The sequence below is a fragment of the Micromonospora humida genome (genome assembly GCF_016901255.1).
Classification (GTDB): Bacteria; Actinomycetota; Actinomycetes; order Mycobacteriales; family Micromonosporaceae; genus Micromonospora; species Micromonospora wenchangensis.
The window spans coordinates 87,846-113,381 of record NZ_JAFEUC010000018.1 but is presented as its reverse complement, the minus strand read 5'-3'; the positions used below and the strand labels follow the sequence as shown (position 1 = coordinate 113,381).

Here is a 25,536-nt window from a genome sequence, read left to right as displayed (position 1 = left end):
GGACTCATGGACACCCGCGACTGGCCGATCCGCGCCAAGCTGACCGCCCTGGTCGTCACCCCGGTGGCCGCCCTCCTGGCGCTCTGGATCTTCGCCACGACGTTGACCTTCGGGCCGGCGCTCGACCTGCTCGCCGCCCGGACCCTGCTCGCGGACTTCGGCCGCCCCGGCGAACGGGTGGTGGCCGAGCTGCAACGGGAGCGGCGGGCCTCGGTGATCCAACTGGCCGGCACCGGCACCCTGCCCGCCCTCGCCGACCAGCGGCGACGCACCGACGAGGCGATCGTCGAGCTGCGCCGGAGGATGGACGGCGACGCGCTGCGGGACGCCGCCGGTGACCTGCTCGACGCCCGGCTCGACGCGCTCGGCGCCGCCCTGGAGGCGTTGCCTGCCGGCCGGGGGTTCATCGACCGCCGGCAGGTCGACCGGGCCGGCGCCATCGGCCTGTACAGCGGCATGATCTCCTCGGCCTTCCAGGCGTTCGCCGCGACGGCGGCGCTGCCCGACGCCGAGTTGAACCGGCAGGCGCTCGCCCTGACCGCGGTCGGCCGCTCCCGCGAACTGCTCGGCCAGACCGACGCGATCCTCGCCGGGGCGTTCGTCGCCGGCCGGTTCACCGAGGGCGAGCACCTGCGGCTGGTGCAGACCATCGCCAACGAACGGTTCCTCGCCGAGTCGGCGGTGGCCGACCTGCCGGCCGCCGACCGGGCCGCCTACCAGCGGCTGGTGGAGGGGGAGGTGTTCGTCCGGCTCCGTACCATGCAGGAGCAGCTGCTCAGCGCGGGGCCGTCCGGCCTCCCGCCGATCGACCCGCGTACCTGGCAGGTCAGCCAGGAGGCCGTCCAGCAGGAGCTGCGCGACTTCGAACTCAGCCAGGCCGACGGGCTGGCCGAACGGTCCGTGCCGGTCGCCGTCACGATCCTGCTGCGCCTCGGCGTCGCCGGGGTGCTGGGCCTCGTCGCGATCGGGGTGTCGCTGCTGGTCGCCTTCCGGGTCGGGCGGACGCTGGCCCGCCGGTTGTCCGCCGTGCGCAACGCGGCGCTGGAACTGGCCGGGCACCGGCTGCCCGACGTGGTGGCCCGGCTGCGCCGGGGCGAGCAGGTCGACGTGGCCCGGGAGGCCCCGCCGCTGTCCTACGGTGCCGACGAGATCGGCGATGTCGGCCGGGCGTTCACCGAGGTCTCCCGGGTGGCGGTGCGCTCGGCGATCGACGAGGTGACGCTGCGTCGGGGGTTGAACGAGGTCTTCCTCAACCTCGCCCGGCGCAGCCAGGGCCTGGTGCACCGGCAGCTCGCCGTGCTCGACCGGATGGAGCGCCGCGCCGAGGACCCGGACGAGCTGGCCGAGCTGTTCCGCGTCGACCACCTGGCGACCCGGCTGCGTCGGCACGCCGAGGACCTGGTCATCCTGGCCGGGGCGGCGCCGGGCCGGGGTTGGCGGCAGCCGGTCGCCCTGCTGGACGTGCTGCGTGGCGCGATCTCCGAGGTCGAGGCGTACGACCGGGTGGACATCAGCCGGGTCGAGCCGGCCGGGCTGCTCGGCCGGGCCGTCGCCGACGTCATCCACCTGCTCGCCGAGCTGATCGAGAACGCGACCGCCTTCTCCCCGCCCGAGCGTCGGGTCGAGGTGGCCGGAGCACCGGCCGTCGACGGCTACCTCGTCGAGATCACCGACCACGGGCTCGGGATGACGCCGCAGGCGGTCGAGGACGCCAACAAGCGGCTGGCCAGCCCGCCCGAGTTCGACCCGGCCGACAGCGCCCGGCTCGGCCTGTTCGTGGTCTCCCGGCTGGCCGCCCGGCACGGCGTCCGGGTCACCCTGCGGGCCGGGACGCCGGTCGGGCTCACCGCGCTGGTGAGCCTCCCGGCCGACCTGATCACCGAGGAGCCGCCGATCGCCCCGCCGACCCGGGACCGCCCGGCGGCGTCGGTGACCCGGCTGACCACCCTGCCCCGACCGCGGACCACCCGGACCACCCGGGAACGGCCGGACCAGACGGTGCTGCCGTTCGCGCCGGCCCGTACCTCGGCCGTGGAGGCCGCCGCCGACGGCGACGGTCTGCCCCGCCGGGTCCGTCGCCGGGGTCCGGTGGCCCGACCCCCGCGCCCGACGGCCGGCCCCGACCCGACCACCACCCGCTCTCCCGAGGAGGTGCGGCGGCAGATGTCGGCCCTGCAGGCCGGCACCGCCCGGGGGCGGCTGGACAGCAGCGGCGTCCACCCGGTCGCGCCGGCCGGGCCCGCCCCGACCGCGGGCGGCGACCCGGGGCGGTCCGACGCCGGGGCATCCCCGTCGCCGGCCGGCCCGGTGGCGACGCCCGATTCGACCGCGACTGAGAGGGACGCCTAGTGGTGCACACGACACGGCAGAACGCCGATCTCGGCTGGTTGCTCGACGAACTGGTGGAGCGGGTGCCGGCGGCCCAGCAGGCGGTGGTCCTCTCCGCCGACGGCCTGCTGCTCGGTGCGTCCGCCGGGCTGGAGCGGTCCGACGCCGAACACCTCTGCGCGCTGGCCTCGGGCTTCTCCAGCCTGGCCAAGGGGGCCAGCCGGCAGTTGGCCGCCGGTGGCGTCCGGCAGACGGTGGTGGAGATGGAGGAGGCGTACCTCTTCGTCACCGCCGCCGGGCAGGGTGCCTGCCTGGCGGTGGCCTGCGCGGCGGACGCCGACATCGGCCTGGTGGCCTACGAGATGGCGATGCTGGTCGTCCGGGTCGGCGAGAACCTGACCGCGCCGGCCAGGGCGGCGGCGGGGATCGCCGATGCGGGCTGAGCAGCCGGGTCACCAGCACGAGTGGCTGGACGGCGCGGCCGGTCCGGTGGTGCGCCCGTACACCCTCACCGGTGGCCGGGTGCGGCCCGCCGTCGGCGGCTTCGACCTGGTGGCGTACGTGCTGGCCGCAGCGGGTGTCGACCCGTACGGCCAGCCGGGGCTGCAACCCGAGCACCGTCGGCTGGTGGAGTACGCCCGGCAGCCGGTGGCGGTGGTGGATCTCGCGGCCGACCTGGATCTCGCCCTCGGGGTGGTCCAGGTACTCCTCGGTGACCTGCTCGCCCGTGGGCTGGTCACCGTGCACGAACCGCCGGCCGCCGCCGGCCTTCCCGACGACGACATCCTCAAGGCGGTGGTCAGTGGACTACGTGCGCTCTGATCGCGACTCCTCAGCGGGCCGGCTGCCGCTGGCTCTCAAGATCCTCATTGCCGGTGGCTTCGGCGCCGGCAAGACGACGCTGGTGAGCGCGCTCAGCGAGGTCCGGCCGTTGCAGACCGAGGAGGTGCTGACCGACGCCGGTATCGGCACCGACGACCTGTCCGGGGTGGAGGGCAAGTCGACCACCACCGTGGCGATGGACTTCGGCCGGATCACCATCACCGACGATCTCCAGGTCTATCTGTTCGGCACCCCCGGGCAGGACCGGTTCTGGTTCCTCTGGGACGAGCTGGCCTTCGGCGCGCTCGGCGCGGTGGTGCTGGCCGACACCCGCCGGCTGGCCGACTGTTTCCCGTCGATCGACTACTTCGAGCAGCGCGGCATCCCGTTCGTGGTGGGGGTCAACTGTTTCGAGGACACCCGCCGGTTCGGCGTCGACGCGGTGCGACAGGCGTTGGACATCGAACCGGAGGTGCCGGTGATGCTCTGCGACGCCCGGGACCGGCAGTCCGGCAAGCTGGTGCTGATCTCGCTGGTCGAGCACGTGGCCCGGCAGCGCGGCGAACCGGTCCCGGTAGGCTGACCGGCCCCGCGCCCCGCCGGGGTGGGAAACCCGGGAAACCGGGGATGCCGGCGGGTGATTGCGGGAAGCCTGGGCAGCGACGGCGGGATTTCGGCGAAGGGGTGGTCCGGTGACGGGAACGATCGTCCACATCGGCGGTTACACGGCGGACACGGGCGGGCGCGGGGAGGGCATCGTCGCCGCCCGGCGGGACCCGGAGTCGGGGAGGCTGACCCCGCTCGGCACGGTCGCGGTGACCCCGGCGCCGTCCTTCCTCGTCCGGCACCCGTCCCTGCCGGTGCTCTACGCGGTCAACGAGCTGCCCGAGGGGCAGGTGAGCGCCTTCGCGGTCGGTACCGACGGCGGGCTGACCCCGCTGGGGGTCCGGTCGACCGGTGGTGCCGAGCCGGCGCACCTGGCGGTCGCCCCGGACGGCGGGCACCTCTTCGTCGCCAACTACGGCGGGGGCAGCGTCGCCGTCCTGCCGCTGGACGGGCAGGGGGTGCCCGGGGACCGTACCGATCTGGTGGTCCACCAGGGGCACGGCCCGGACCCGCAGCGGCAGGAGCAGGCGCACTGCCACATGGTGTCGCCCGATCCCGGCACCGGCCCGCTGCTCGCCGTCGACCTGGGCACCGACTCGGTCTACCGGTACGACCTGGACGCCGCTACCGGCCGGCTGACCCCGCGCGCCCCCCGGGTGCACACGGTCGCGGGCACCGGCCCCCGGCACCTGGCCCGGCATCCCGACGGGCGGCGCTGCTGGCTCTCCGGTGAGCTGGACGCGACGGTGACCGCCTACGAGCTGACCGTCGACGGGGCGCTGCATCAGCTCGGCCGGGTGGACGCCAGCGGCCGGTCCGGTCACGTCCAGCCGTCGGAGATCACGGTCGGCCCGGACGGCCGGTTCCTCTACCTGGGCAACCGGGGGGTCGGCACGGTGGCGGTCTTCGCCCTCGACGGGGAGCTGCCCCGGCTGGTCGACGAGGTCGACACCGGCGGGGAGTGGCCCCGGCACTTCGCGTTCGCCGGCCGGCACCTGTACGTCGCCGACGAGCGGGCCGACATGGTCCGGGTGTTTTGGGTCGACCCCGAGTCGGGCGTGCCGTCGCCGGTGGGCGAGCCGGTGCCCACCGGGAGTCCGACCTGCGTACTGCCCTGACGTAAGTCCGTCCGGGGTGGAGGGGTGCCACGTCACGAGACGATTTAGTTACTCACGGTGTCGAAATAGTGATCAACTGTTTCTCCTGCGTAACTTTCGTCCGAACGGTCATGGCAGAAAGCGAACGAGATACGCAAGATGGTCAGCGTGTCTGGCCGCCATCGCATGCGTTCAAGTATCCGTGGAGCGGGCGCCGCCGTGGCGGCGACCGCACTCGTCGTCGTGGTCGGCGGCTCCTGGGTCGGTTACCAGCAGTTGGCCGGACCGTCCTGCTCAGGGGAGATCCAGCTCGCCGTGGCCGCCGCGCCCGAGGTCGCGCCGGCCGTCGAGGCGGCGGCGGCCCAGTGGACGACGGACGGGGCCGCGGTCGGTGGCACCTGCATCAAGGTGAACGTCACCGCCTCCGAACCGGTGGAGGTCGCCGCCGCGGTGGCCAGCAAGCACGGGGCCAGCCTCGCCGGGGTGGGGCAGGCCAGCGGCACCGCGGTCACGCCCGACGTGTGGATTCCGGACTCGTCGACCTGGCTGCTGCGCCTCAAGAGCGGTGGCGCCACCGCGTTCGCCCCCGGCAACGGCGCCTCGATCGCCCGCAGCCCCATCGTGGTGGCCATGCCGCAGCCGGTGGCCAGCACCAAGTTCGGCTGGCCGGAGAAGAAGCTCACCTGGAACGACATGCTGCGTGCCGTCCGCAGCGACAAGCCGCTGCGGGCCGGCATCGTCGAGCCGACCCAGGACGCCGCCGGGCTCTCCGGCCTGCTCTCCCTGACCGCCGCGGCCAGCGGCGGGGGCGGCGACGCCCAGCAGGCGACCACGGCCGCCCTGCGGGCGCTGGCCACCGGCCGCTCGGCGCTGCGGCAGGACCTGCTGGCCCGGTTCCCGCGCTCCAACGACCCGACCTCCATCGCCAGCGCGCTCGGTGCCGCCGCGCTGTCGGAGGAGGACGTCATCGCCTACAACAACACCAAGCCGCCGATCCCGCTGGCCGCGCTCTACCTGGAGCCGTCGCCGATGCCGCTGGACTACCCGTACGCGGTGCTCCCGGGGATCGACCAGAGCAAGGCGTCGGCGGCGAAGGTGCTCTTCGAACTGCTCACCACGCAGAGCTTCAAGAACCGGCTGGCCGTGCAGTCGCTGCGGGCCCCGGACGGCAACTGGGGCGACGGCTTCAAGGCGCCGCAGGGCGCGCCGAGCCCGGCCGGCGGCGGTACCGCCGTGCCCCCGTCCGGCGGGACCGCCGCCGGTGGCCTGGACCCGGTGGCCATAGACCGTGCGGTCTCCGGCTGGTCGATCGCCACCCAGTCCGGGCGGATGCTCTGCGTCATCGACGTCTCCGGTTCGATGAAGACCCCCGTCCCGTCGGCCAACAACGCCAGCCGGGAACAGGTGACCGTGGCGGCGGCCAGCCGGGGCCTGAACCTGTTCGACGACTCCTGGTCGATCGGGCTGTGGACCTTCTCCACCGAGCTGGTCGGCTCGCGGGACTGGCGGGAGATCGAGCCGATCAACCCGCTGTCCGGCAACCGGGGCAAGCTGGAGCAGGGGCTCGCCGGTATCCGCCCGTCCAGCGGCGACACCGGCCTGTACGACACCATGCTGGCGGCGTACAAGAACGTCCAGGACGGGTGGGAGCCCGGCCGGGTCAACTCGGTGGTGCTGTTCACCGACGGTAAGAACGAGGACAAGAACGGTATTTCGCAGAGCTCGCTGATCAGCCGGCTCAAGCAGCTCAACGATCCGGAGCGCCCGGTGCAGGTGGTCATCATCGGCATCGGCAGCGAGGTCTCCAAGGCCGAACTCCAGTCCATCACCAACGTCACCGGTGGCGGCGCCTTCGTCACCGAGGACCCGTCCAAGATCGGTGACATCTTCCTGAAGGCCATCGCGTTGCGCCCGAACGCACCGCGCTGAGCCCTCGCACAGTGCACAGGGGCCACTGCATTCGGTGAGAATCGGTTGCGGTGGTGGGATTCCTCCGTCTCGGCGGCGAAAGAAAACTGACAGTAATGCGTCCGAAGCAATAGGTGAGCATCATTGTGGGGCAGGATGTCGGGAGCGCTCCGGCCGGCCACCCCCTCCAGAGGTGAGCACCGGGCTCGGAGCCGACCAGTGTGATGTGGGGGAGGTTGGGTGACCTCGGCGACGCTGTCCACGCCCGTCCGTACCCCGCCGTCGGCGCCCGGTGGCCGATCGGCGGGTACTCGATCCCGGACCAGTCAGCGGGGCTACGTCCGGACGCTCGTGGTGCTGGACACCGCTGTGCTGTCGCTGGCGGTCCTCGCCGGCTACGCCACCCGCTTCGGTGATGCCGTGCCACGCGGCTCGGAGATCCCGTACGTGCTGGTCGCGCCGGCCCTGGTGCTGGTCTGGCTGGTCTCGCTCAAGGCATTGCGCTGCTACGACGACCGGGTGCTCGGCTACGGCGCGGACGAGTACCGGCGGGTCAGCGGGGCGAGCCTGCGACTGGCCGGTGGGGTCGCGATCGCCGGCTACATCTTCGACGCCGGGGTCTCCCGGGGCTTCCTCGGCATCTCCTTCGCCGTCGGCACCGTCGGGCTGGTGGCCACCCGGTTCGCCGCCCGCAAGGCACTGCACCGGGCCCGCTGCCGGGGCGACGGCTGGTCCCGCCGGGTCCTCGTCGTCGGGGACACCGCGCACGTGCTGGAGCTGGTGCACACCCTGCGCCGGGAGCCGTACGCCGGCTACCACGTGGTCGGCGCGTGCATCCCCGACGCGCTGCTCGCACCCGTACCGCAGCGGCTCAGCGACGTGCCGGTGGTGGGTTCCCTGCGGGGCATCCCCGAGGCCGCCGCCGCGATCGGCGCGGACACCGTCGCGGTCACCGCGTCCGGCGAGCTGACCGCGACCCGGCTGCGCCGGCTGGGTTGGCAGCTGGAGGGCACCGGGATCGACCTGGTCGTCGCCCCCGCCCTCACCGACGTCGCCGGTCCGCGCATCCACACCCGCCCGGTGGCCGGCCTGCCGCTGATCCACGTCGAGGCACCGGAGTTCCGGGGGGCCCGCAAGCTGGTCAAGGAGTTCGTCGACCGGTCCGCCGCAGCGGTGGCGCTGGCGCTGCTGCTGCCCCTGGTGGCGCTGATCGCACTGGCCGTCCGGCTGGACAGCCGGGGGCCGGTGCTGTTCCGGCAGACCCGGGTCGGGCAGGGCGGCCGGGAGTTCGGGGTGCTGAAGTTCCGCACCATGGTGGTCAACGCCGACGCGATGCTGGCCGAGCTGGTCGCCCGTAACGAGACCAACGGCCTGATGTTCAAGATGCGCGACGACCCGCGGGTCACCCGGATCGGGCGGCTGCTGCGCAAGTGGTCGCTCGACGAACTGCCTCAACTGGTCAACGTGCTGCTCGGCCAGATGAGCCTGGTCGGCCCGCGCCCGCCGCTGCCGTCCGAGGTGGCCCGCTACGACGGCGACGTGGCCCGCCGCCTGCTGGTCAAGCCGGGCATGACCGGCCTCTGGCAGGTCAGCGGCCGGTCCGACCTGAGCTGGGAGGACGGCATCCGGCTGGACCTCTACTACGTGGAGAACTGGTCGCTCGCCGCCGACCTGACCATCCTGTGGAAGACCTTCGGCGCGGTGCTGCGCGGGCGCGGAGCGTACTGACGGGCGGGCCCGGCGCCGTACGCGCCGGGCCCGCCGGTCTCACTCCTGCGGGCCGGTCCAGTCCAGGCAGACCACCACCGCGTCGTCGACCAGATCACCGGCGACGAAGGCGCGCAGGTCGCCGATGAGCGAGCGGACCGCGTCCAGCGGCGTCATCGGTCCGGTACGCCGCAGGAAACGGTCCAGCGCCGTCTCGCCGTACCGGACGTGCTGCCCGGTCGCGTCGATCACGCCGTCGCTGAGCACGAACAGCCGGTCGCCACGGCGCAGCTCGAAGCTCTGGTGCCGGTAGTCGGTGCCCTCGAACATGCCCAGCGGGAACTGCTTGTCGAGCACCTGCTCGCTGACCTCCCCGTCGCGCAGCAGCACCAGCCGGGGCGACCCGGCGTCCACCGCCGTCAGCACCCCGGTGGCCAGATCCAGCTCCATCACCAGGGCGGACAGGTGCTGTTCGCCCCGGTGCAGGGCGTAGACCGCCTGGTCGGCGAGGGCGACCTGGTCGGCGAGGGCCAGTCCGCCCCGGCGCGCGTTGCGCAACGCGTGGGTGGCAAGCGCGGTGAGCATCGAGGCGGCCACCCCCTCACCGGTGCCGTTGATGGCCGACAGCCACAGCCGGGTGCCGTCGTCGGACCAGTCGAAGCTGTCCCCGCGCACCGCGTAGGCCGGTTCGAGCTGGCCGGCGAGGCGGAACGACGGCCGGTCCCGGCTGCGCCCCGGCAGCAGTTCCCACTGCATCTCGGCGGCGAGGGTGAGCCGGCGGGCCCGGCGGGAGGCCCGGTAGACGTCGGTGCCGGCGGTGACCGCGGCCAACTCGTGCCCCAGGGCGGTGGCGATGCGGGTCAGCTCCTCGACCGCCGTCCGGTCGTCGGGCACCGGGGTCAACCGCAGCACCCCGCGCCGCTCACCCCGCATGCCGACGGGGAACCAGCCGATCCCGTCGGCGAGCACCGGCTGCTGGTGGTCGTAGCAGCGCCAGGCCGGGTGACCGGGCCCGGTCAGCGGGTCGCCGCCGCCCAGCGGCAGCAGCACCGACAGCCGGTAGTCGACCTGGAACAGCTCCACGTCGGTGATCCGGTACGTCCGCCCCAGCTCGTCGGCGAGCCGTGCCAGCAGCAGGTCCGCGGGTGACTCGGTCAGCACCCGTCGGACCCGGCACTCGGCTCCGCTTGTCATGTACGCCTCCTGACAGCGCAGATCCCCTGGTACGGGGGGTAGTCTCGGGCCCACCATGGCCGAAGAAAGCGGTCCTAGCGGACCAGACGTGAGTATGGCCGCCGAGCTGGACGCCGCGACAGGGGCCCTGCTCTCCGTGTGGGAGGCGGCCCGGGAGAGCACCACCAGCCGGCTGTCCAGCGCGCAGTTACGTGCCGTCATGGTGGTCGAACGGCACGACGGGATCAACCTGCGCCGGCTCGCCACCCTGCTCAACATGCTGCTCTCCTCGGCGAGCCGGCTCTGCGACCGGCTGGTCGCCGCCGGCATGCTGGAGCGGGAGCCGGGCCGGTCGGACCGGCGGGAGATCGCCCTGCACCTGACCCCGGAGGCGACCCGCCTCCTGGCCGAGCTGCGCCGGGACCGCCGGCAGCGGCTCGCCGCCGTGCTGGCCGGGATGAGCGGGGAGGGCCGGGGGGCGTTGCTGCGCGGGCTGGTGGAGTTCGACCGGGTGGCGCGGGCCCGGGAGAGGGACGGCGGGCCGGTGGTCGAGTTACCGTCCGCGCCGTCCGCGCCGTCCGCGCCGTCCGCGCCGTCCGCGCCGTCCGCGCCGCGGAGCCGGCCCGGCGACGGCACCCCGGCGGCCCGTTCGGCCTGACCCGGCGGTCACGGGGCGGTGGTCAACAGGGTCCGGGCCCGACGCAGGTAGTCCCCGGCACGGGGGTGCTCGGTCAGCGCGGTGGCGCACACCCGGAGCGTGGTGTCCAGCAGTGGGGAGCCGTCCCGGGCGTCGGGCAGCTCCGTCTGCCAGCGGACGAACTCGACCAGCAGCCCCGGGTCGCCGACCCGGGTCGCCGCGGCCAGCGCGTCGACCAGCTGCGCGACCGCGCCCGCGACCTCCTCGACCCGGTCGGGCGCGGGGGTCACCTCGCGGAGCACGAGCTGCACGAGGTCGCGGCGGTGGCGCAGCACCGCGACGTACTCGTCGGTGCCGGTCGCCGGCCCGGAGCCGGCGTGCGGTGCCGGGCACAGCGGGCCGGCCAGCAGCCGGGCCGCGTCCCGGGCGGTCGCCCCCCAGGCGGCGGCGCCGACGGCGGCGGCCCAGCGGCCGTCCGGGCCGAAACCCGGGCCACCTGCCACCACCGGCACCCCGGCCGCCCGGCACGCCTCGATCATCCGCCCGGCCCGGATCAGCCGGCTCGGCTGCACGCAGCTCAGCAGCACCGCGTCCGGGCCGGTCTGGTGCAGGTAGGAGACCAGGTGCCGGACCGGCACGCTGGCACCGAGGAAGGTGACCCGCCAGCCGGCGGCGCGGACCACCTCGACGACGATCCGGGCGGCCAACGCGTGCCACTCGCCCTCGACGCAGGCCATCACCACGTGCCCCCGCTCGCCCGTGGGGCCGCTGCGGGCGGCGACCGCCTCGACCACCTGCTCGCTGACGTGGGTGGCGGCGTGCTCCTGGGCGACGCTCCACCGGCCGGTCAGCCAGCGCAGCCCCACCTCGCGCTGGGTCACGGCGACCAGGTCCACCAGGACGTCGGCCACCGACGAGCCGGCGTCCAGCAACCCGGTCGCGATCCGGGTGGCGGCGGGCAGGTCGGCCCGGTCCAGACAGTCGAGGTACGCCGCGACGACCTCCGGGCCCACCACGGCCGGCCCGGCCGGCGGGCCCGCAGCCGTAGCGGCCGGCCCGGCCGGTCGGCTCACGCCGGGTCCGCCGCGCGGACGGCCAGCAGCGCGATGTCGTCGTGGCTCTCCCCGTCCAGCCACTCGTCGACGAGTTGGAGCAGCCAGTCGATCACGGCGGCGGGCGGCAGGCCGGCCACCGCGGCGAGCGCCTGCCGTAGCCGCTGCTCGCCGAACATCTCGACGGCCGCCGCGCCGCCGCGTGCCTCGGTCACCCCGTCGGTGTACGCCAGCAGCAGCTCACCCGGGGCGAGGTGCACCTCCACCTCGACGAAGGTCGCCGAGGCGAACGCACCGATCGGCATCCCGCCCACCCGGGCCTCGACGATGCTGCCGTCGGCGCGTACCACCAGTGGGGACGGGTGCCCGCCGCCGGCGATGCGGACCCGCAGGCCGCCGTCGGCCTCCGGTTCGGTGGTGCCCAGCAGCAGGGTGGTGAACTGGCTGCGCCGGGCGGCGTCGGGGGAGTCGAACAACGCCCGGTTGAGCAGGGTGACGAGTTCCCGGGGACGCTGCTCGACCAGCCGCAGGGTCTGCAGCGACTGGCGTACCCGGCCGGTGAGCACGGCCGCGCCGACCCCCTTGCCGCAGACGTCGCCGAGGGCGAACAGGGCGCCGGTGGCGGTGCGGAAGACCTCGTAGAAGTCGCCGCCGATGCGCAGGCTGTCCCCGGCGGAACGGTAGCCGCCGGCGAGGGTGACGCCGGGCACCTGGGGCAGTTCCGGGGGGAGCAGACTGTGCTGGAGCACCCGGGCCAGGTGGGCCTGCTCGCCGTACAGTTCGGCGGCGGCGACCGCGGAGCCGGCACGGGCGGCGAACTCCCGGGCCAGCTCGATGTCGCGCTGGTCGAAGCCGGGTCGGCCGACCCGCCGGACCAGGATCAACGCGCCGGCCGGCCCGCCGGCGCTGGGCATCGGGCTGATCAGCACGGTGCCGGGACGGCCGAAGTCCGGCGGCAGGACGGCGCCCAGGTCGGCCAGTTCGGCGTCGAGCCAGGGGCTGGGGTCGGTGGTCGCGCCGCTGAGCGCCTCGACGAGCCCGGGGACCGCGCCGGTCAGCTCCGGGCCGGCGACCCCACCGACCGGGGCGGGGTCGCCGTCGGCGTACCGCAGCCAGTGCGGGACGTCCTCGCCGGGTTGCGGGGGCCGGTGCACGACCAGTGCCGCGTCGGCCAGGTAGGGCACGGGCAGGGTGACGGCGCTGCGCAGGGTCTGCTCGCGGTGCAGCGAGAGCCCGAGTCGGCTGCCGGCCCGGGCCAGGAACGCGGTGCGCGACCGTTCGGCGAGCAACGCGTCGGTGCGGGCGTGTTCGTCGGTGACGTCCCGCACGTACCAGGCGCAGCCCCCGCCGGCCAGCGGGCGGCAGAACCCGCGCAGCCGGCGTCCCCGGTGCTCGGCGTCGAACGTCGCGGCGTCCCCGGTGACCGCGCGGGCCAGCGCCGGCACGGTGCCCGACGTCAGGTCGGTGCCGGGGACCAGCTCGGGCAGGAGCTGCCCGGCCATCGCGTTGACCAGGGTGACCCGCCCGGCCCGGTCGGTGGTGACCACCGCCTCGGCGAGCCCGTCGAGCAGTTCCCGGGCGAGCTGCGGGTCGGCCGGCAGCGGGCCGTCCGGCGACGGGTGGGCCGGTGCGCGGGACACCTGTCCGCCCCCGCTCACCGGGCCGGCGTGCCCGCCCCGGTGGGTCGTCGTCACCGCCGGTCGCCGGGCGCGTCGGTCTGTCGACCTCTGCGCATGCTGGGAGTGCTCTCCTCGGTAGGAAATCGTTGCCTCAGGTAAAGCGTACCGAGGTGGGCCGACGATCGGCCAGCGAGGAACCGGGGGTCATCCCGGGCGGGAGAGCCAGCCGGACGGCCGGGCGATGATCCGGCGTACCACCGCACCGGCTCCGCCGACGGCGGCGGACTCGGCCCCGAGCGCCGCCGGCCGGACCGTCACCGGGGACCACCCGCTGGTGAGCACCCGGGCGTCGAGTTCGGCCAGCACCGGCGGGCACAGCCACTGCGCGAGGGTCGCGTATCCGCCGCCGAGCACGACGGTGTCCAGATCGAGCAGGTTCACCACCCCGGAGACGGCCACCCCGAGCGCGGTGCCGGCGGCGTGCAGCGCGTCGAGCGCGGCCGGGTCACCGGAGCAGGCGAGGTCGGCCAGCCGGCGGGCGGCGGTGTCGGCCGGCAGGTCCACCCCGGCCAGCCCGGCCGCGACCAGCACGGCCTCCTGCCCGGCGTACGTCTCCAGGCAGCCGCGTGCCCCGCAGCGGCAGGTGGGGCCGCCCGGGTCGACAGGTACGTGACCCAGTTCGCCGCTCCACCCCCGGGAGCCCCGGAACAGCGCCCCGTCGAGCACGATCCCGGCACCGATGCCGATCTCGCCGGAGACGTGCAGGAAGCTCTGCGGGCCACCGGGGCGGGCGTGCAGCTCGCCCAGCGCGGCGAGGTTCGCCTCGTTCTCCACCACCAGCGGCGGCACCCCGTCGACCGGGTCGGTGAGGGCGGGATGGTCGGCGAGCAGGGCCGGCACGTCGACGTCGCGCCAGCCGAGGTTGGGGGCGAGCCGGACCAGGCCGCGCGCGTCGACCAGCCCCGGCACGGCCAGGGCCGCCCCGGCCAGGCCGAGCCCGGCGGCGTCGGCGGCGGTACGCGCCCGGCGGGCCAGGGAGACCAGGTCGGTGAGCGCGTCGGCGGGGGAGAGCGGGCGCAGGTCGACCCGGCGCACCTCGTGGTGCCGGACGGCGCCGGTGAGGTCGACCACGCAGGCGGCGAGGTAGTCGACGTTGACCTCCAGGCCGAGTCCGGCCGGCCCGGTGTCGCCGAGCAGCAGTCCCCGGGCGGGGCGGCCGGCGCCGGTGCGGGGCGCGGGGTCGGCCTCGGTGACCAGCCGGCCGGCGATCAGGTCGTCGACGACGGCCGACACGGTGGCCCGGGTCAGGCCGGTGTCGGCGGCGATCTCGGCCCGCGACGGCGGCCGGCCGGTGCTGGCGATCCGTCGCAGCACCACGGCGAGGTTGAGTTCGCGCAGGCTTCCCTGGCGGACCGCGCCGACGGTCCGGGTCTCGGTCACCCCTTGACAGTGCCACAGCACGGCCATTTAATTCAACCACTGAACAAATTGCGGGTCACCCACCCACCGCCACCATCATCCCCACCGGAGGTCTGCCATGGCACCCCGTCCCACCCCCGCCGACAAGTTCTCCTTCGGGCTCTGGACGGTGGGCTGGCAGGCCCGTGACCCGTTCGGCGACGCCACCCGCCCCGAGCTGGACGCCGTCGAGGCCGTGCACCGGCTCGCCGAGCTGGGCGCGTACGGCATCACGTTCCACGACGACGACCTGATCCCGTTCGGCGCCGACAACGCCGCCCGGGAGGCGCAGCTCGCCCGGTTCCGCAAGGCCCTCGACGAGACCGGCCTGGTCGTGCCGATGGTCACCACCAACCTCTTCACCCACCCGGTGTTCAAGGACGGCGGCTTCACCAGCAACGACCGTGACGTCCGCCGCTACGCGCTGCGCAAGGTGCTGCGCAACGTCGACCTCGCCGCCGACCTGGGCGCCAAGACCTTCGTCATGTGGGGTGGCCGGGAAGGCTCCGAGTACGACGTCGCCAAGGACATCCGGGCCGCGCTGGACCGCTACCGCGAGGCCGTCGACGTGCTCTGCCAGTACGTCGTCGACCAGGGCTACGACCTGCGGTTCGCCATCGAGCCCAAGCCGAACGAGCCGCGCGGCGACATCCTGCTCCCCACCGTCGGGCACGCGCTGGCGTTCATCTCCGAGCTGGCCCGCCCCGAGATGGTCGGCCTCAACCCGGAGGTCGGGCACGAGCAGATGGCCGGCCTCAACTACGCCCACGGCATCGCCCAGGCGCTCTGGCAGGGCAAGCTGTTCCACCTCGACCTCAACGGCCAGCGCGGCATCAAGTACGACCAGGACCTGGTCTTCGGCCACGGCGACCTGATGAACGCGTTCGCCCTGGTCGACCTGCTGGAGAACGGCGGCCCCAACGGTGGCCCGGCGTACGACGGCCCGCGCCACTTCGACTACAAGCCCTCCCGCACCGAGGACATCGCCGGGGTGTGGGCGTCGGCCGAGGCCAACATGGCGACCTACCTGCTGCTCAAGGAGCGGGCGGCGGCGTTCCGGGCCGACCCGGAGGTGGTCGAGGCGCTCACCGCCAGCAAGGTCGGCGAGCTGGCCAGCCCGACGCTGGGCGACGGTGAGGGCTACGCCGGGCTGCTCGCCGACCGGTCCGCGTTCGAGGAGTTCGACGTGGACGCGACGGCGGCGAAGGGCTTCGCGTTCGTCCGGCTCAACCAGCTCGCCGTCGAGCACCTGCTCGGCGCGCGCTGAGGCGGCCCGGCATGCCGCTCGTCGCCGGGGTGGACTCGTCCACCCAGTCCTGCAAGGTGGTGATCCGGGACGCGGAGACCGGCGCGCTGGTCCGTGAGGGCCGCGCGCCGCACCCGGACGGCACCGAGGTCGACCCACGGGCCTGGTGGGATGCCCTGCTGGCCGCCGTCGAGGCGGCCGGCGGGCTGGCCGACGTGGCGGCCGTGTCGGTCGCCGGTCAGCAGCACGGCATGGTCTGCCTCGACGAGGCGGGCGAGGTCGTCCGGCCGGCGCTGCTGTGGAACGACACCCGGTCCGCCGACGCGGCCCGGGACCTGATCGCCGAGGCCGGCGGCGGGGAGACCGGCCGCCGGTTCTGGGCCGACGCGGTGGGGCTGGTCCCGGTGGCCAGCTTCACCGCCACCAAGCTGCGCTGGCTGGCCCGGCACGAGCCGGAGCGGGCCGCCCGGGTCGCCGCCGTCTGCCTGCCGCACGACTGGCTGACCTGGCGGTTGGCGGGTGCTCCCGGCCTGGCGGCGCTGCGCACCGACCGGGGTGACGCCAGCGGCACCGGCTACTGGTCGCCGGTGACCGGGCAGTACCGCCCGGACCTGCTGGAGAAGGCGTTCGGTCGGGTCGTCGAGGTGCCCACGGTGCTCGGTCCGGCCGCGCAGGCCGGCGTGCTCGACCCGGCCGTGCTCGGCGACGGCCGGGCGGTGCCGGGCGGGGACGTCCTGCTCGGCCCCGGCACCGGGGACAATGCCGCAGCCGCGCTGGGGGTCGGTGCCGGTCCGGGTGACGTGGTCGTCTCGATCGGCACCTCGGGCACGGTCTTCGCGGTGGCGGACACGCCGGCCGCCGACGCCGGTGGCGCGGTGGCCGGGTTCGCCGACGCGACCGGCCGGTTCCTGCCGCTGGTCTGCACGCTCAACGCGGCCCGGGTGCTCGACTCGGCGGCGACGCTGCTCGGCGTCGACCTCGACACCCTGTCCGAGCTGGCGTTGAGCGCCCCACCCGGGGCCGACGGCCTGGTCATGGTGCCCTACCTGGAGGGGGAGCGGACCCCGGACCGCCCCACCGCCACCGGCTCGGTGCACGGCCTCACCCTGCGCACCGCCACCCCTGCGCACCTGGCCCGGGCGGCGGTGGAGGGGATGCTCTGCGCGCTGGCCGACGGCCTCGACGCGCTGGTGGCCCAGGGCGCGACGGTCGCGCGGGTGATCCTGGTCGGCGGCGGGGCCCGCTCGGCGGCGGTCCGCCGGATCGCACCGCAGGTCTTCGGCCGTCCCGTGGTGGTGCCCCCGCCCGGGGAGTACGTCGCCGACGGCGCGGCCCGCCAGGCCGCCTGGGTCGCCCTGGGTGGCGCGACGCCACCGGACTGGGCACCGAAGGACACCGAGGAGTACGCGGCGGAGCCCGTCCCCGCCATCCGCCAGCGGTACGCCGAGGCCCGCGACCACACCCTCGACCGGGTGGCCGTGCCGGGGGAGTGACCACCCACCCGACCGACGACGTCGGCCGGTGACCGGCGCACGGGGGGCCGGTCACCGGCCGTCGGCCGGTCCGGCCCTGAGTGGACCGGCCCGGCGGGGGTGCCCGTCGGGCCGGGAGGCGTACCTGGTTGGCTGCCGCATATGACCGGCAGCAGGATCTCCCGGCGCGGGAACGCGGCGCACCGCCTCTACAGCGTCGTGGTGTTCGTGGTGCTCGCCTCCCTGGACAACGTGGCGATCGGCCTGGTGCCCCCGCTGTACGGGCCGATCTCCGGGGCGCTGGACGTGCCGCAGCGGATGCTCGGCCTGGTCACGGCGGTGAGCTTCCTGGTCAGTGCGGTCGCGGCGGTGGCCTGGGCGTACGTCGGCGACCGGACCAACCGCAAGCCGCTGCTGATGGTCGGCACGCTGGTCTGGGCGGCCGGCACCGGTGGCAGCGCGCTCGCCACCGGCTTCCCGACGTTCCTCGCCGCGCAACTGGTGGCCGCGGTCGGGTTGGGCGCGGTCGGCTCGGTCGGGTTCTCCGTGGTCACCGACCTGATCTCCCCGCGCCGCCGGGGGCTGGTGATGAGCTTCTGGGGGCTGTCCCAGGGGGTCGGCACCCTGGCCGGGACGCTCACCGGCGGGCTGCTCGGCGCGACCGACTGGCGACGCCCGTTCCTGCTGCTCACCGTGGTCGGCCTGGGCGCGACGGTGGCCTACCTGCTGACCTACGACATCCGGCGCGGGCAGAGCGAACCGGAGCTGGCCGCGGCGATCGAGGCCGGCGTCGAGTACGACTACCGGATCACCCGCTCCGACCTGCCGCGCATCCTGGGGCGACGGACCAACCGGTGGCTGATCCTGCAGGGCCTCACCGCGCAGGCGGCGTTCGGGTCGCTGGTGTGGCTGCCGGTGCTGTTCGCCGAGCGGGCGCAGGAGCAGGGCTACTCGACGGCGACGGCGGTCGTGGTGGGCAGCGTCTTCGCCACCCTGTTCCAGCTCGGTGGGGTGTTCTCCATCGTCGGCGGGCTGGTCGGGGACGCGCTGCAACGGCGTACCCCCCGGGGCAGGGCGCTGGTCGCGGCGGTCGGCGTGCTCGCGGCGCTGCCGTTCTACCTGGTGTTGTTCTTCGTGCCGATCCGGATCGACGTGCCGGACGGCGGCGGCACCGGCGCGGTGGTGGGTGCCGTGCTGGCCAGCGTGGTGACCGAGCCGACGGTCGGGCTGAGCCTGCTCACCGCCGTCGTCGCGCTGGCGTTGACCTCGGCGAACTCGCCGAACTGGTTCGCCCTGATCGCCGACGTCAACCCGCCGGAGCACCGGGGCACCGTCTACAGCCTGGGCAACCTGGTCAACGGGGTCGGCCGGGCCGCCGGCAACGGGCTGGTCGGCGCGGCCTTCCACGCGCTGCGGGCGGCCTTCCCGCCGCCGCTCAACTACGCCGTCGGGCTGGCCGCGTTCCAGCTCTTCTTCATCCCCACCGGGCTGATGTACTGGCTGGCCTCCCGCACGTCACCCGGCGACATCGCCGCCGTGGGTGACCTGCTGCACGACCGCGCCGACCGCCACTGACCTGGTGGTGACGGCCCCGCCCCCGTCCGCACCGGTCCCCGGCACGCCCCCGGCATCAGCATCAGGCACCCCTGCCACCAGGCCACCCCTGCCACCAGGCCACCCCTGCCACCAGGCCACCCCTGCCACCAGGCCACCCCTGCCACCAGGGCACCAGGCCACCCCCGACACCAGGCCACCCCCGGCCCGGTCCGGAGTCGAACCCACTCCGGTCCGGGGCCGAACTCCGGCCCCGGACCGGCTGAGCGCCGGGGCCGGAGTTCAGGGCCGGGAATAGGTCAGGAGTGCCGGACCCAGACCGTGACGTCGGTGGGGACCCGACCGTCGGCGTCCAGTGGCGCGCTGCTGTGCAGCAGTTCCCCGGCCGGTGGCGGCACCGCGGCCGTGCCGAAGTTGGTCAGCACGGTCAGCCCGCCGTTGCGGAAGCTCAGCACCTCGTCGCCGGAGGAGAGCCACTCCAGCGTCCCCCGCCCCAGGGCGTGCTCGCGGCGCAGCCGCAACGCGGTGCGGTACGTCTCGTACGTCGAGCCGGCCACCCCCCGCTGCCGGTCCAGGGCGTACTCGGCCCACAGCGGCGGCTGCGGCAGCCAACTGGCGTCGGTCGGGCCGAAGCCGTACGACGGGGCGTCGGCCTCCCACGGGATCGGCACCCGGCAGCCGTCCCGACCGCGCTGGGTGTGGCCGCTGCGCTCCCAGGTCGGATCCTGCCGGGACTCGTCGGGCAGCGTGGTGTGCTCCGGCAGCCCCAACTCCTCGCCCTGGTAGAGGTAGGCCGAGCCGGGCAGGGCGAGCATCAGCAGGGTGGCCGCCCGGCCCCGGCGCAGGCCCAGCGCGGCGTCCGGCTGGGGGTCGCCGATGCCGATGCCGTTGGGCCGGCCGCCCTGGGCGGACAGCCCCAGCCGGGAGGCGTGCCGGATGACGTCGTGGTTGGACAGCACCCAGGTGGTGGGGGCCCCGACCGCGTCGGTGGCCTCCAGCGAGCGGGTGATCACCGCGTACTGGGTGGGAGCCGTCCAGGCGGCGAGCAGGTACTCGAAGTTGAACGCCTGGTGCATCTCGTCGGGGCGGACGTAGCGGGCGATCCGCTCGGCCGGCTCCACCCACGCCTCGGCGACGAGGATCCGGTCGCCGTCGTAGGAGTCCAGCACCCGCCGCCACTCGCGGTAGACCTCGTGGACGCCGTCCTGGTCCCACATCGGCGGGCGTGGCTTGTCCGCCTCGTTGCCGGAGAGGATCTCCTGCGGCTCCTCCCAGTTGGCCAGGTCGGCCTGCTTGATCAGGCCGTGCGCCACGTCCACCCGGAAACCGTCGACGCCCCGGTCCAGCCAGAACCGGAGCACGTCGAGGAACTCGGCGCGGATCTCCGGGTTGTCCCAGTTGAGGTCCGGCTGGGCGGTGTCGAACAGGTGCAGGTACCACTGGCCGGGCCGGCCGTCCGGCTCGACGAGCCGGGTCCAGGCGGGGCCGCCGAAGACGCTCTGCCAGTCGTTGGGGGGCTCGGCACCGTCCGGGCCGAGCCCGTCGCGGAAGATGTACCGGCCCCGTTCGGGGCTGCCGGGGGCGGCGGCGACAGCGGCCCGGAACCACCGGTGCGCCGACGAGGTGTGGTTGGGGACCAGGTCGACGATGACCTTGAGACCCTTCGCACGGGCCTCGGCGATCAACCTGTCGGCGTCGGCCAGGCTGCCGAACAGCGGGTCGACGTCGCGGTAGTCGGCGACGTCGTAGCCCGCGTCGGCCTGCGGCGACGGGTAGAACGGCGACAGCCAGACGGCGTCGACACCCAACTCGGCCAGGTGCCCGAGCCGGGCGGTGATGCCGGGCAGGTCACCGATGCCGTCACTGTCGGAGTCGGCGAAGGAACGCGGATAGATCTGGTAGATGACGGCCTCGGTCCACCATCCGGGTGCCACGCCCACGGACTGTTCCTGCTGCCTCGCGTCGGTGTTCAGAGCCTTCTCCCTGTGTCGAGCCGGTCGAGCCGTGCGGTCGAATCCGTTCAGTTTGCCCGGGGCGGGCCGGTCGATTCCCGTACCACCAGGCGAGTGGGCAGGATCACCGGCGGGGCCGGCGCGGGGCTGTACCCGCCGGGTCCGCGCGGGGCCGGCACCCGGTCGGCGTCCGGCCCGACGATGCCGACGCCCAGCGGGTCGAGCAGCATCCGGGCGGCGAGCCGGCCCTGCTCGGCGGCGGGTTGGGCGATGGTGGTCAACCCGAGCACGGCGGACAGGTCGTGGTCGTCCACGCCGATCACGCTGACGTCCTGCGGGACGCGCAGCCCGGCGTCGCGCAGCGCGGTCATCGCGCCCATCGCGATCTCGTCGCAGGCGGCGAAGATCGCCGTCGGTGGTTCGCCCCGGGCCAGCAGTTCGACGGTGGCCCGGTTGCCGCCGTCGATGGTGAACTGCGACTCCATGTCCAGGCGGGGGTCGGGGCGTAGCCCGGCGCGGCGCAGCGCCTCCTGGTAGCCCCGGCGACGGTCGGTGTGGGTGGTGAAGGCCAGCTCGTCGGCGGGGTCGCCGGAGATGTGGGCGATCCGCCGGTGGCCCAGGTCGAGCAGGTGCCGGGTGGCCGTCCGCGCCGCGGCCACGTCGTCGATCCGCACGCAGGGCCAGCCGGGGACGGTGCTGCCGGAGCTGATCGTGATGCCGGGCAGGTCCAGTTCGGCCAGGGCGGTCAGGTCGGCCGGGCGCAGCGGGGTGGCGACCAGCATGATCGCGTCCACCCGCTTGTGCAGGTTGGCGGTGCGCAGCACCCGTTGCCGCACCTGCTCGCGCCCGCCGAGGTTGTAGAGCAGCAGGTCGTAGCCGGAATGGTGGAGGAACTCCTCGACCGCCTCGACGACGGTGCCGAAGAACCACCTGGTGATCCGGGGCACCACCACGGCGACCGTGCCGGTGCGGCCACCGGCCAGCCGGGAGGCGCTCGGCGAGACCGCGTACTGGAGCTGTTCGGCGGCGGCGAGCACCCGGCGGCGGGTCGCGGCCGACACCGTCGGCAGGCCGCGCAACGCCCGGGAGACCGTGGCCGTGGAGACCCCGGCCAGCCGGGCCACGTCGTCGATTCTCGTCACCCTGTCGTTCCCCCGCTCCGGCCGACCCCCGTCGCCGCCCGGCAGCACCGGGCGGCGACGGACGGCCGTCAACCCTTGACGCTCCCGGCGAGCAGGCCGCGCACGAAGAAGCGCTGCAACGACAGGAACACCACCAGCGGTACGACGATCGAGACGAACGCGCCGGCGGTGAGCCGCTGCCACTCGTTGCCCCGGGTGCCGGCCATCTCGGCCAGGCGCACGGTGAGCGGGGCGGTCTCGTTGCCGCCACCGGCGAAGATCAGCGCGACCAGCAGGTCGTTCCAGACCCAGAGGAACTGGAAGATGCCGAACGCCGCCAGCGCCGGGGTGATCAGCGGCAGCACGATGGTGCGGAAGATCTTGGGGTGGGTGGCCCCGTCGACCCGGGCCGCCTCCATCAGGTCCCGGGGGAGCTGGGAGATGAAGTTGTGCAGCAGGAACACCGCGAAGGGCAGGGCGAAGCAGGTGTGCGCGAACCACACCTGGGCGAACTTCTGCTCGTCGACCAGGTTCCAGGCCGGCATCAGCTGGACGCCGGCGAGGGTGACCCCGGTGGAGAAGAACTTCAGCAGCGGCACCAGGGCCATCTGCAACGGCACGATCTGCATCGCGAAGATCGCGATGTAGAGCCAGTCCCGTCCCCGGAAGTTGATCCAGGCCAGCGCGTACGCGGCGAGTGAGGCGAACGCCAGCGGGAAGAGCACCGACGGGATGGTGATGGCCAGCGAGTTGATGAAGTAGCTGGCCAGCTGACCCGACGACGAGGAGGAGCCGAACAGGACGTCCTGGTAGTTCTCCAGGGTGAACTGCGGGTCGGTGAAGAAGGTCCACCACCCGGTGGACTTGATCTCGGCCTCGGGCCGGAACGAGGAGACGAACAGGCCGAACGTCGGGATCGTCCAGAGCAGCGCGATGACGATCGAGACCAGGGTGGCCGTACGGCTGTTGAGCCGGCTACGGACCCGGCCGGCGGTGCTTGTCGGCTTCCCGGTGGCCTGGGCCCCGGCTCCGACGGTGGGCGTGGCGGTGGTCATCTCAGCCCTCCCGCTGTTGACGCAGGTTGCGGATCTGGTAGATCACGATCGGGATCACCAGGATGAAGAGGAAGACCGCCAGGGCGGAGCCCTGCCCGTTCTCGCCGTACCGGAACGCCTGGTTGTACATCTCGTTGGCGATCACGCTGGTGTCGTAGTTGCCGTTGGTGGCGGTCCGGACGATGTCGAAGACCTTCAGGGTGGCGATCGACAGGGTCACCACGACCACGATCAGCGCCGGTCGGATGCTCGGCATGGTGATCTGCCAGAACATCTGCCACGGGCTGACCCCGTCGAGGCGGGCCGCCTCGACGATGTCCGCCGGGATCGCCTTGATCGCGGCGGAGAGCACGACCATGGCGAAACCGGCCTGGATCCACACCATGATCACGATGAGCAGGAAGGTGTTCAGCGGTGAGTCGAGCAGCCACTGCCGGGGTTCGCCGCCGAGGCTGACCACGATCTGGTTGAGCAGGCCGATCTGGTCCTGCTCCTCGCTGCGGTAGGCGTAGACGAACTTCCAGATGATGCTGGCCCCGACGAACGAGATCGCCATCGGCAGGAAGATCAGTGACTTGGCGATGGACTCGAACCGGGCCTTGTCCACCATCACGGCGTAGAGCAGGCCGAACGTGGTGGCCACCAGCGGCACCAGCAGCACCCAGATCAGGGTGTTGAGCAGCACCCGGACGATCGAGTCCTCGGAGAACATCCAGCCGTAGTTGCGCAGCCCCACCCAGTTGTCGCTGCCGGCGTCCATGAAGGAGAGCAGCACGGTGCGCAGCGCCGGCACCACCAGCCCGACGGAAAGCAGCAGCAGCGTCGGCAGCAGGAAGAAGAGCGCGAACAGGCCCTCCCTCGGCTTGCGTCGGCGGGGCAGGGGGCCGCCACCGGTCGAGGCGGCGACCAGCTGCGCCTCCCGACGGCGGGCGAACCAGGCCGGCACCACGTCGAGGAGCAGGAGCAGACCGCCCACCACCGCGACGAAAGCGATCAGCCCGTACATCAGCATGAGGAACTTCGGCTGTTCCTCAGCGAAGTCGAACTCCATCGACCCTCCCTCTCAAGGGTTCGTATCCGACGGGTGGCCCGGTCCGCACCGTGCGGACCGGGCCACCCGTCTCAGATCACTTCCAGCTGTTCTCGATGCCGTTCAGCACCGTGGTGGTGTCCTTGCCGTTGATCCAGTCGACCATGCCCTTCCAGAAGGTGCCGTTGCCGACCGCGGCCGGCATCAGGTCGGAGCCGTCGAAGCGGAAGACGGTCTTCGGGTCCTGGAGGATGCCCACGGAGAGCTTGTCCACCGGGTTCGGGACGTTGGCCAGGTCGAGCTTCTTGTTCGCCGACACCCAGTCACCGATCTTGGCGCGGCTGTTGGCGTACTCGCCGGAGGCGAGGTAGGTCTGCACCGCCTGGACCTCGGGACGGTCGGTGAAGGCCGCGACGAACTCGCCGCCACCCAGCACCGGCTTGCCCTTGGCCGCGTCGATCGACGGGAAGTAGAACGCGAAGACGTCGCCGTCCTCGGCCACCTTGGTGCCCTCGGGCCACTGGTTGGCGTAGAAGGACGCCTGCCGGTGCAGGGCGCACTTGCCGGTGGTGATCGGCACGCCGGCCTCCTGGAAGGAGGTGGTGGCGATGCTCTTCACGCCGCCGAAGCCGCCGTTGACGTACTTGTCGTTCTTGAGGATGGTGCCGGCCCGGTTGAGGGCGTCGGCGACCTGCGGGCTGTTGAACGGGATGCCGTGGGTGGTCCACTGGTCGTAGACCTCGGGCCCGGCCGTACGCAGCAGCACGTCCTCGATCCAGTCGGTGGCCGGCCAGCCGGTGGCGTCACCGGACTCGATGCCGGCGCACCACGGCTTGGTGCCGCTGGCCGCGATCGTGTCGGAGAGCTTGATCAGCTCGTCCCAGGTGGTGGGGACCGCCCAGCCCTTCTCCTTGAAGGTCTTCGGCGAGTACCAGACGAACGACTTGACGTTCGAGCCCAGGGGGGCGCCGTAGAACTGGCCGTTGATGGTGGTGTACTTCAGCCAGTCGGGGGAGAAGTTCGCCTCGGCCTCGGTCTTGGTGGCGGCGGCGACGGGCTTGAGGTTGCCACCGTCGACGAACCGCTTGACCAGGCCCGGCTGCGGGATGAAGGCCAGGTCGGGCGCGTTGCCGCCCTGCACCCGGACGGGGAGCTGGGCCTCGAACTCGCCGGAGCCCTCGTGGTCGATCTCGATGCCGGTGCAGTCCTCGAACTGCTTCCAGGACTGGGCCAGCCGGTCGGCCTCGATGTCCCGGATCGACGAGTAGATCGTGACCTTCTTGCCGTCGTTGTCACCGTACTTCTCGTATGCGGCGCATTCGGCCGAACCCGCGTTGCTGCTCTTCTTGTCGTTGCCGGTGCCACAGGCGGCGGCGCCGAGCGCCAGCCCCAGCACGCCGGCGATCGCGAGAGCCTGGCGTGATCTGGCAAACGCCATGCCGTTCTCCTTCCTTGCCGGCGCGCCCACAGGTGGGGGAACCCGACGCCGGTCCGATGAGTCGTCCTCACATGTAAGCGCTTGCATCCCGATCGGTCCACCCCCTGGCGGACACGGCCCGGTAACAATCCCGAAACCCCCCGTCGCAGGTGGATGCGCTCCCACCCGTGCTCACCGAGTAGGGGTCGACAGGGGTCGGCGCGGGTTGGCATCGATGGCGATATCTGCCACCCTCGACGCAAGACATTGAAGGATCTCGAC

20 protein-coding genes are annotated in these 25,536 nt (G+C 73.5%); 11 read left to right on the top strand and 9 right to left on the bottom strand.

The window, feature by feature from the left end:
- The first annotated feature begins 6 nt into the window (after positions 1–6).
- The 7 genes from JQX11_RS29075 to JQX11_RS29045 all read left to right on the top strand — a co-directional run bounded on the left by JQX11_RS29075 (position 7) and on the right by JQX11_RS29045 (position 8,489).
- Positions 7–2,349 carry a sensor histidine kinase gene (locus JQX11_RS29075; RefSeq protein WP_204928111.1) on the top strand — a complete coding sequence of 781 codons (2,343 nt, stop codon included), beginning with the start codon at positions 7–9 and terminating at the stop codon, positions 2,347–2,349.
- Complete coding sequence (locus JQX11_RS29070; RefSeq protein WP_204928110.1) at positions 2,349–2,771, top strand: roadblock/LC7 domain-containing protein; 423 nt, start codon at positions 2,349–2,351, stop codon at positions 2,769–2,771. The genes JQX11_RS29075 and JQX11_RS29070 overlap by 1 nt, the downstream gene beginning before the upstream one ends.
- Positions 2,761–3,150 carry a DUF742 domain-containing protein gene (locus tag JQX11_RS29065; RefSeq protein ID WP_204928109.1) on the top strand — a complete coding sequence of 130 codons (390 nt, stop codon included), beginning with the start codon at positions 2,761–2,763 and terminating at the stop codon, positions 3,148–3,150. The genes JQX11_RS29070 and JQX11_RS29065 overlap by 11 nt, the downstream gene beginning before the upstream one ends.
- Positions 3,131–3,733: a GTP-binding protein gene (locus JQX11_RS29060; protein ID WP_145921422.1), complete on the top strand. Its 603-nt coding sequence runs from the start codon at positions 3,131–3,133 to the stop codon at positions 3,731–3,733. Before JQX11_RS29065 ends, JQX11_RS29060 begins: the two co-directional genes overlap by 20 nt.
- A gap of 109 nt (positions 3,734–3,842) precedes the next feature.
- Positions 3,843–4,874: a lactonase family protein gene (locus tag JQX11_RS29055; RefSeq protein WP_204928108.1), complete on the top strand. Its 1,032-nt coding sequence runs from the start codon at positions 3,843–3,845 to the stop codon at positions 4,872–4,874.
- A 165-nt stretch (positions 4,875–5,039) separates the two neighbouring features.
- Positions 5,040–6,782 carry a substrate-binding domain-containing protein gene (locus tag JQX11_RS29050; protein ID WP_204928107.1) on the top strand — a complete coding sequence of 581 codons (1,743 nt, stop codon included), beginning with the start codon at positions 5,040–5,042 and terminating at the stop codon, positions 6,780–6,782.
- Positions 6,783–7,001: 219 nt separating this feature from the next.
- Complete coding sequence (locus JQX11_RS29045; RefSeq protein ID WP_204928106.1) at positions 7,002–8,489, top strand: sugar transferase; 1,488 nt, start codon at positions 7,002–7,004, stop codon at positions 8,487–8,489.
- A gap of 39 nt (positions 8,490–8,528) precedes the next feature.
- On the opposite strand, the gene JQX11_RS29040 is transcribed toward JQX11_RS29045, so the two are convergent.
- Positions 8,529–9,662 (bottom strand): PP2C family protein-serine/threonine phosphatase, encoded by a 1,134-nt coding sequence (locus JQX11_RS29040; RefSeq protein WP_204928105.1) that lies wholly within the window; start codon positions 9,660–9,662, stop codon positions 8,529–8,531.
- Between the two features lie 94 nt (positions 9,663–9,756).
- Here JQX11_RS29040 and JQX11_RS29035 point away from each other — a divergent pair, with 94 nt between their 5' ends.
- Positions 9,757–10,299, top strand: a complete 543-nt coding sequence (locus JQX11_RS29035; protein WP_204928149.1) for a MarR family transcriptional regulator — start codon at positions 9,757–9,759, stop codon at positions 10,297–10,299.
- A gap of 8 nt (positions 10,300–10,307) precedes the next feature.
- Here the strand turns inward: JQX11_RS29035 and JQX11_RS29030 are convergent, their stop codons facing one another.
- The 3 genes from JQX11_RS29030 to JQX11_RS29020 all read right to left on the bottom strand — a co-directional run bounded on the left by JQX11_RS29030 (position 10,308) and on the right by JQX11_RS29020 (position 14,416).
- On the bottom strand, positions 10,308–11,351 hold the full coding sequence (locus JQX11_RS29030; RefSeq protein ID WP_307826405.1) for a cobalamin B12-binding domain-containing protein: 1,044 nt from the start codon (positions 11,349–11,351) through the stop codon (positions 10,308–10,310).
- Positions 11,348–13,024, bottom strand: a complete 1,677-nt coding sequence (locus JQX11_RS29025; RefSeq protein ID WP_204928104.1) for a SpoIIE family protein phosphatase — start codon at positions 13,022–13,024, stop codon at positions 11,348–11,350. The genes JQX11_RS29030 and JQX11_RS29025 overlap by 4 nt, the downstream gene beginning before the upstream one ends.
- A gap of 129 nt (positions 13,025–13,153) precedes the next feature.
- Positions 13,154–14,416 carry an ROK family protein gene (locus JQX11_RS29020; protein ID WP_204928103.1) on the bottom strand — a complete coding sequence of 421 codons (1,263 nt, stop codon included), beginning with the start codon at positions 14,414–14,416 and terminating at the stop codon, positions 13,154–13,156.
- A 70-nt stretch (positions 14,417–14,486) separates the two neighbouring features.
- Here JQX11_RS29020 and xylA point away from each other — a divergent pair, with 70 nt between their 5' ends.
- From xylA to JQX11_RS29005, 3 genes are all read left to right on the top strand, one after another.
- Positions 14,487–15,674: a xylose isomerase gene (xylA, locus tag JQX11_RS29015; RefSeq protein WP_204928102.1), complete on the top strand. Its 1,188-nt coding sequence runs from the start codon at positions 14,487–14,489 to the stop codon at positions 15,672–15,674.
- A gap of 11 nt (positions 15,675–15,685) precedes the next feature.
- A complete protein-coding gene (xylB, locus tag JQX11_RS29010; protein ID WP_204928101.1) occupies positions 15,686–17,146 on the top strand; it encodes a xylulokinase in 1,461 nt (486 codons plus the stop codon).
- A gap of 141 nt (positions 17,147–17,287) precedes the next feature.
- Positions 17,288–18,700: an MFS transporter gene (locus tag JQX11_RS29005; protein ID WP_204928100.1), complete on the top strand. Its 1,413-nt coding sequence runs from the start codon at positions 17,288–17,290 to the stop codon at positions 18,698–18,700.
- A gap of 278 nt (positions 18,701–18,978) precedes the next feature.
- Here the strand turns inward: JQX11_RS29005 and JQX11_RS29000 are convergent, their stop codons facing one another.
- The 5 genes from JQX11_RS29000 to JQX11_RS28980 form a co-directional block, all read right to left on the bottom strand.
- Positions 18,979–20,652 carry a glycoside hydrolase family 13 protein gene (locus JQX11_RS29000; protein ID WP_232378823.1) on the bottom strand — a complete coding sequence of 558 codons (1,674 nt, stop codon included), beginning with the start codon at positions 20,650–20,652 and terminating at the stop codon, positions 18,979–18,981.
- Between the two features lie 47 nt (positions 20,653–20,699).
- Positions 20,700–21,773 (bottom strand): LacI family DNA-binding transcriptional regulator, encoded by a 1,074-nt coding sequence (locus tag JQX11_RS28995; RefSeq protein WP_204928098.1) that lies wholly within the window; start codon positions 21,771–21,773, stop codon positions 20,700–20,702.
- Between the two features lie 68 nt (positions 21,774–21,841).
- Positions 21,842–22,807 (bottom strand): carbohydrate ABC transporter permease, encoded by a 966-nt coding sequence (locus JQX11_RS28990; RefSeq protein ID WP_204928097.1) that lies wholly within the window; start codon positions 22,805–22,807, stop codon positions 21,842–21,844.
- A 1-nt stretch (position 22,808) separates the two neighbouring features.
- The gene (locus JQX11_RS28985; RefSeq protein WP_204928096.1) at positions 22,809–23,858 is read right to left on the bottom strand and encodes a carbohydrate ABC transporter permease; all 1,050 of its coding nucleotides are present in this window, start codon (positions 23,856–23,858) and stop codon (positions 22,809–22,811) included.
- 76 nt (positions 23,859–23,934) lie between these two features.
- On the bottom strand, positions 23,935–25,275 hold the full coding sequence (locus JQX11_RS28980; RefSeq protein WP_204928095.1) for an ABC transporter substrate-binding protein: 1,341 nt from the start codon (positions 25,273–25,275) through the stop codon (positions 23,935–23,937).
- Between the last annotated feature and the right edge of the window lie 261 nt (positions 25,276–25,536).

What these genes read in the sequence shown, in the direction of transcription:
- JQX11_RS29075 (WP_204928111.1), top strand. Translation starts at nt 7, where the DNA reads ATGGACACCCGCGACTGGCCGATCCGCGCCAAGCTGACCGCCCTGGTC.
- JQX11_RS29065 (WP_204928109.1), top strand. Translation starts at nt 2,761, where the DNA reads ATGCGGGCTGAGCAGCCGGGTCACCAGCACGAGTGGCTGGACGGCGCG.
- JQX11_RS29050 (WP_204928107.1), top strand. Translation starts at nt 5,040, where the DNA reads ATGCGTTCAAGTATCCGTGGAGCGGGCGCCGCCGTGGCGGCGACCGCA.
- JQX11_RS29040 (WP_204928105.1), bottom strand. Translation starts at nt 9,662, where the DNA reads ATGACAAGCGGAGCCGAGTGCCGGGTCCGACGGGTGCTGACCGAGTCA.
- JQX11_RS29035 (WP_204928149.1), top strand. Translation starts at nt 9,757, where the DNA reads ATGGCCGCCGAGCTGGACGCCGCGACAGGGGCCCTGCTCTCCGTGTGG.
- JQX11_RS29020 (WP_204928103.1), bottom strand. Translation starts at nt 14,416, where the DNA reads ATGGCCGTGCTGTGGCACTGTCAAGGGGTGACCGAGACCCGGACCGTC.
- xylA (WP_204928102.1), top strand. Translation starts at nt 14,487, where the DNA reads ATGGCACCCCGTCCCACCCCCGCCGACAAGTTCTCCTTCGGGCTCTGG.
- xylB (WP_204928101.1), top strand. Translation starts at nt 15,686, where the DNA reads ATGCCGCTCGTCGCCGGGGTGGACTCGTCCACCCAGTCCTGCAAGGTG.
- JQX11_RS29005 (WP_204928100.1), top strand. Translation starts at nt 17,288, where the DNA reads ATGACCGGCAGCAGGATCTCCCGGCGCGGGAACGCGGCGCACCGCCTC.
- JQX11_RS28990 (WP_204928097.1), bottom strand. Translation starts at nt 22,807, where the DNA reads ATGACCACCGCCACGCCCACCGTCGGAGCCGGGGCCCAGGCCACCGGG.
- JQX11_RS28985 (WP_204928096.1), bottom strand. Translation starts at nt 23,858, where the DNA reads ATGGAGTTCGACTTCGCTGAGGAACAGCCGAAGTTCCTCATGCTGATG.
- JQX11_RS28980 (WP_204928095.1), bottom strand. Translation starts at nt 25,275, where the DNA reads ATGGCGTTTGCCAGATCACGCCAGGCTCTCGCGATCGCCGGCGTGCTG.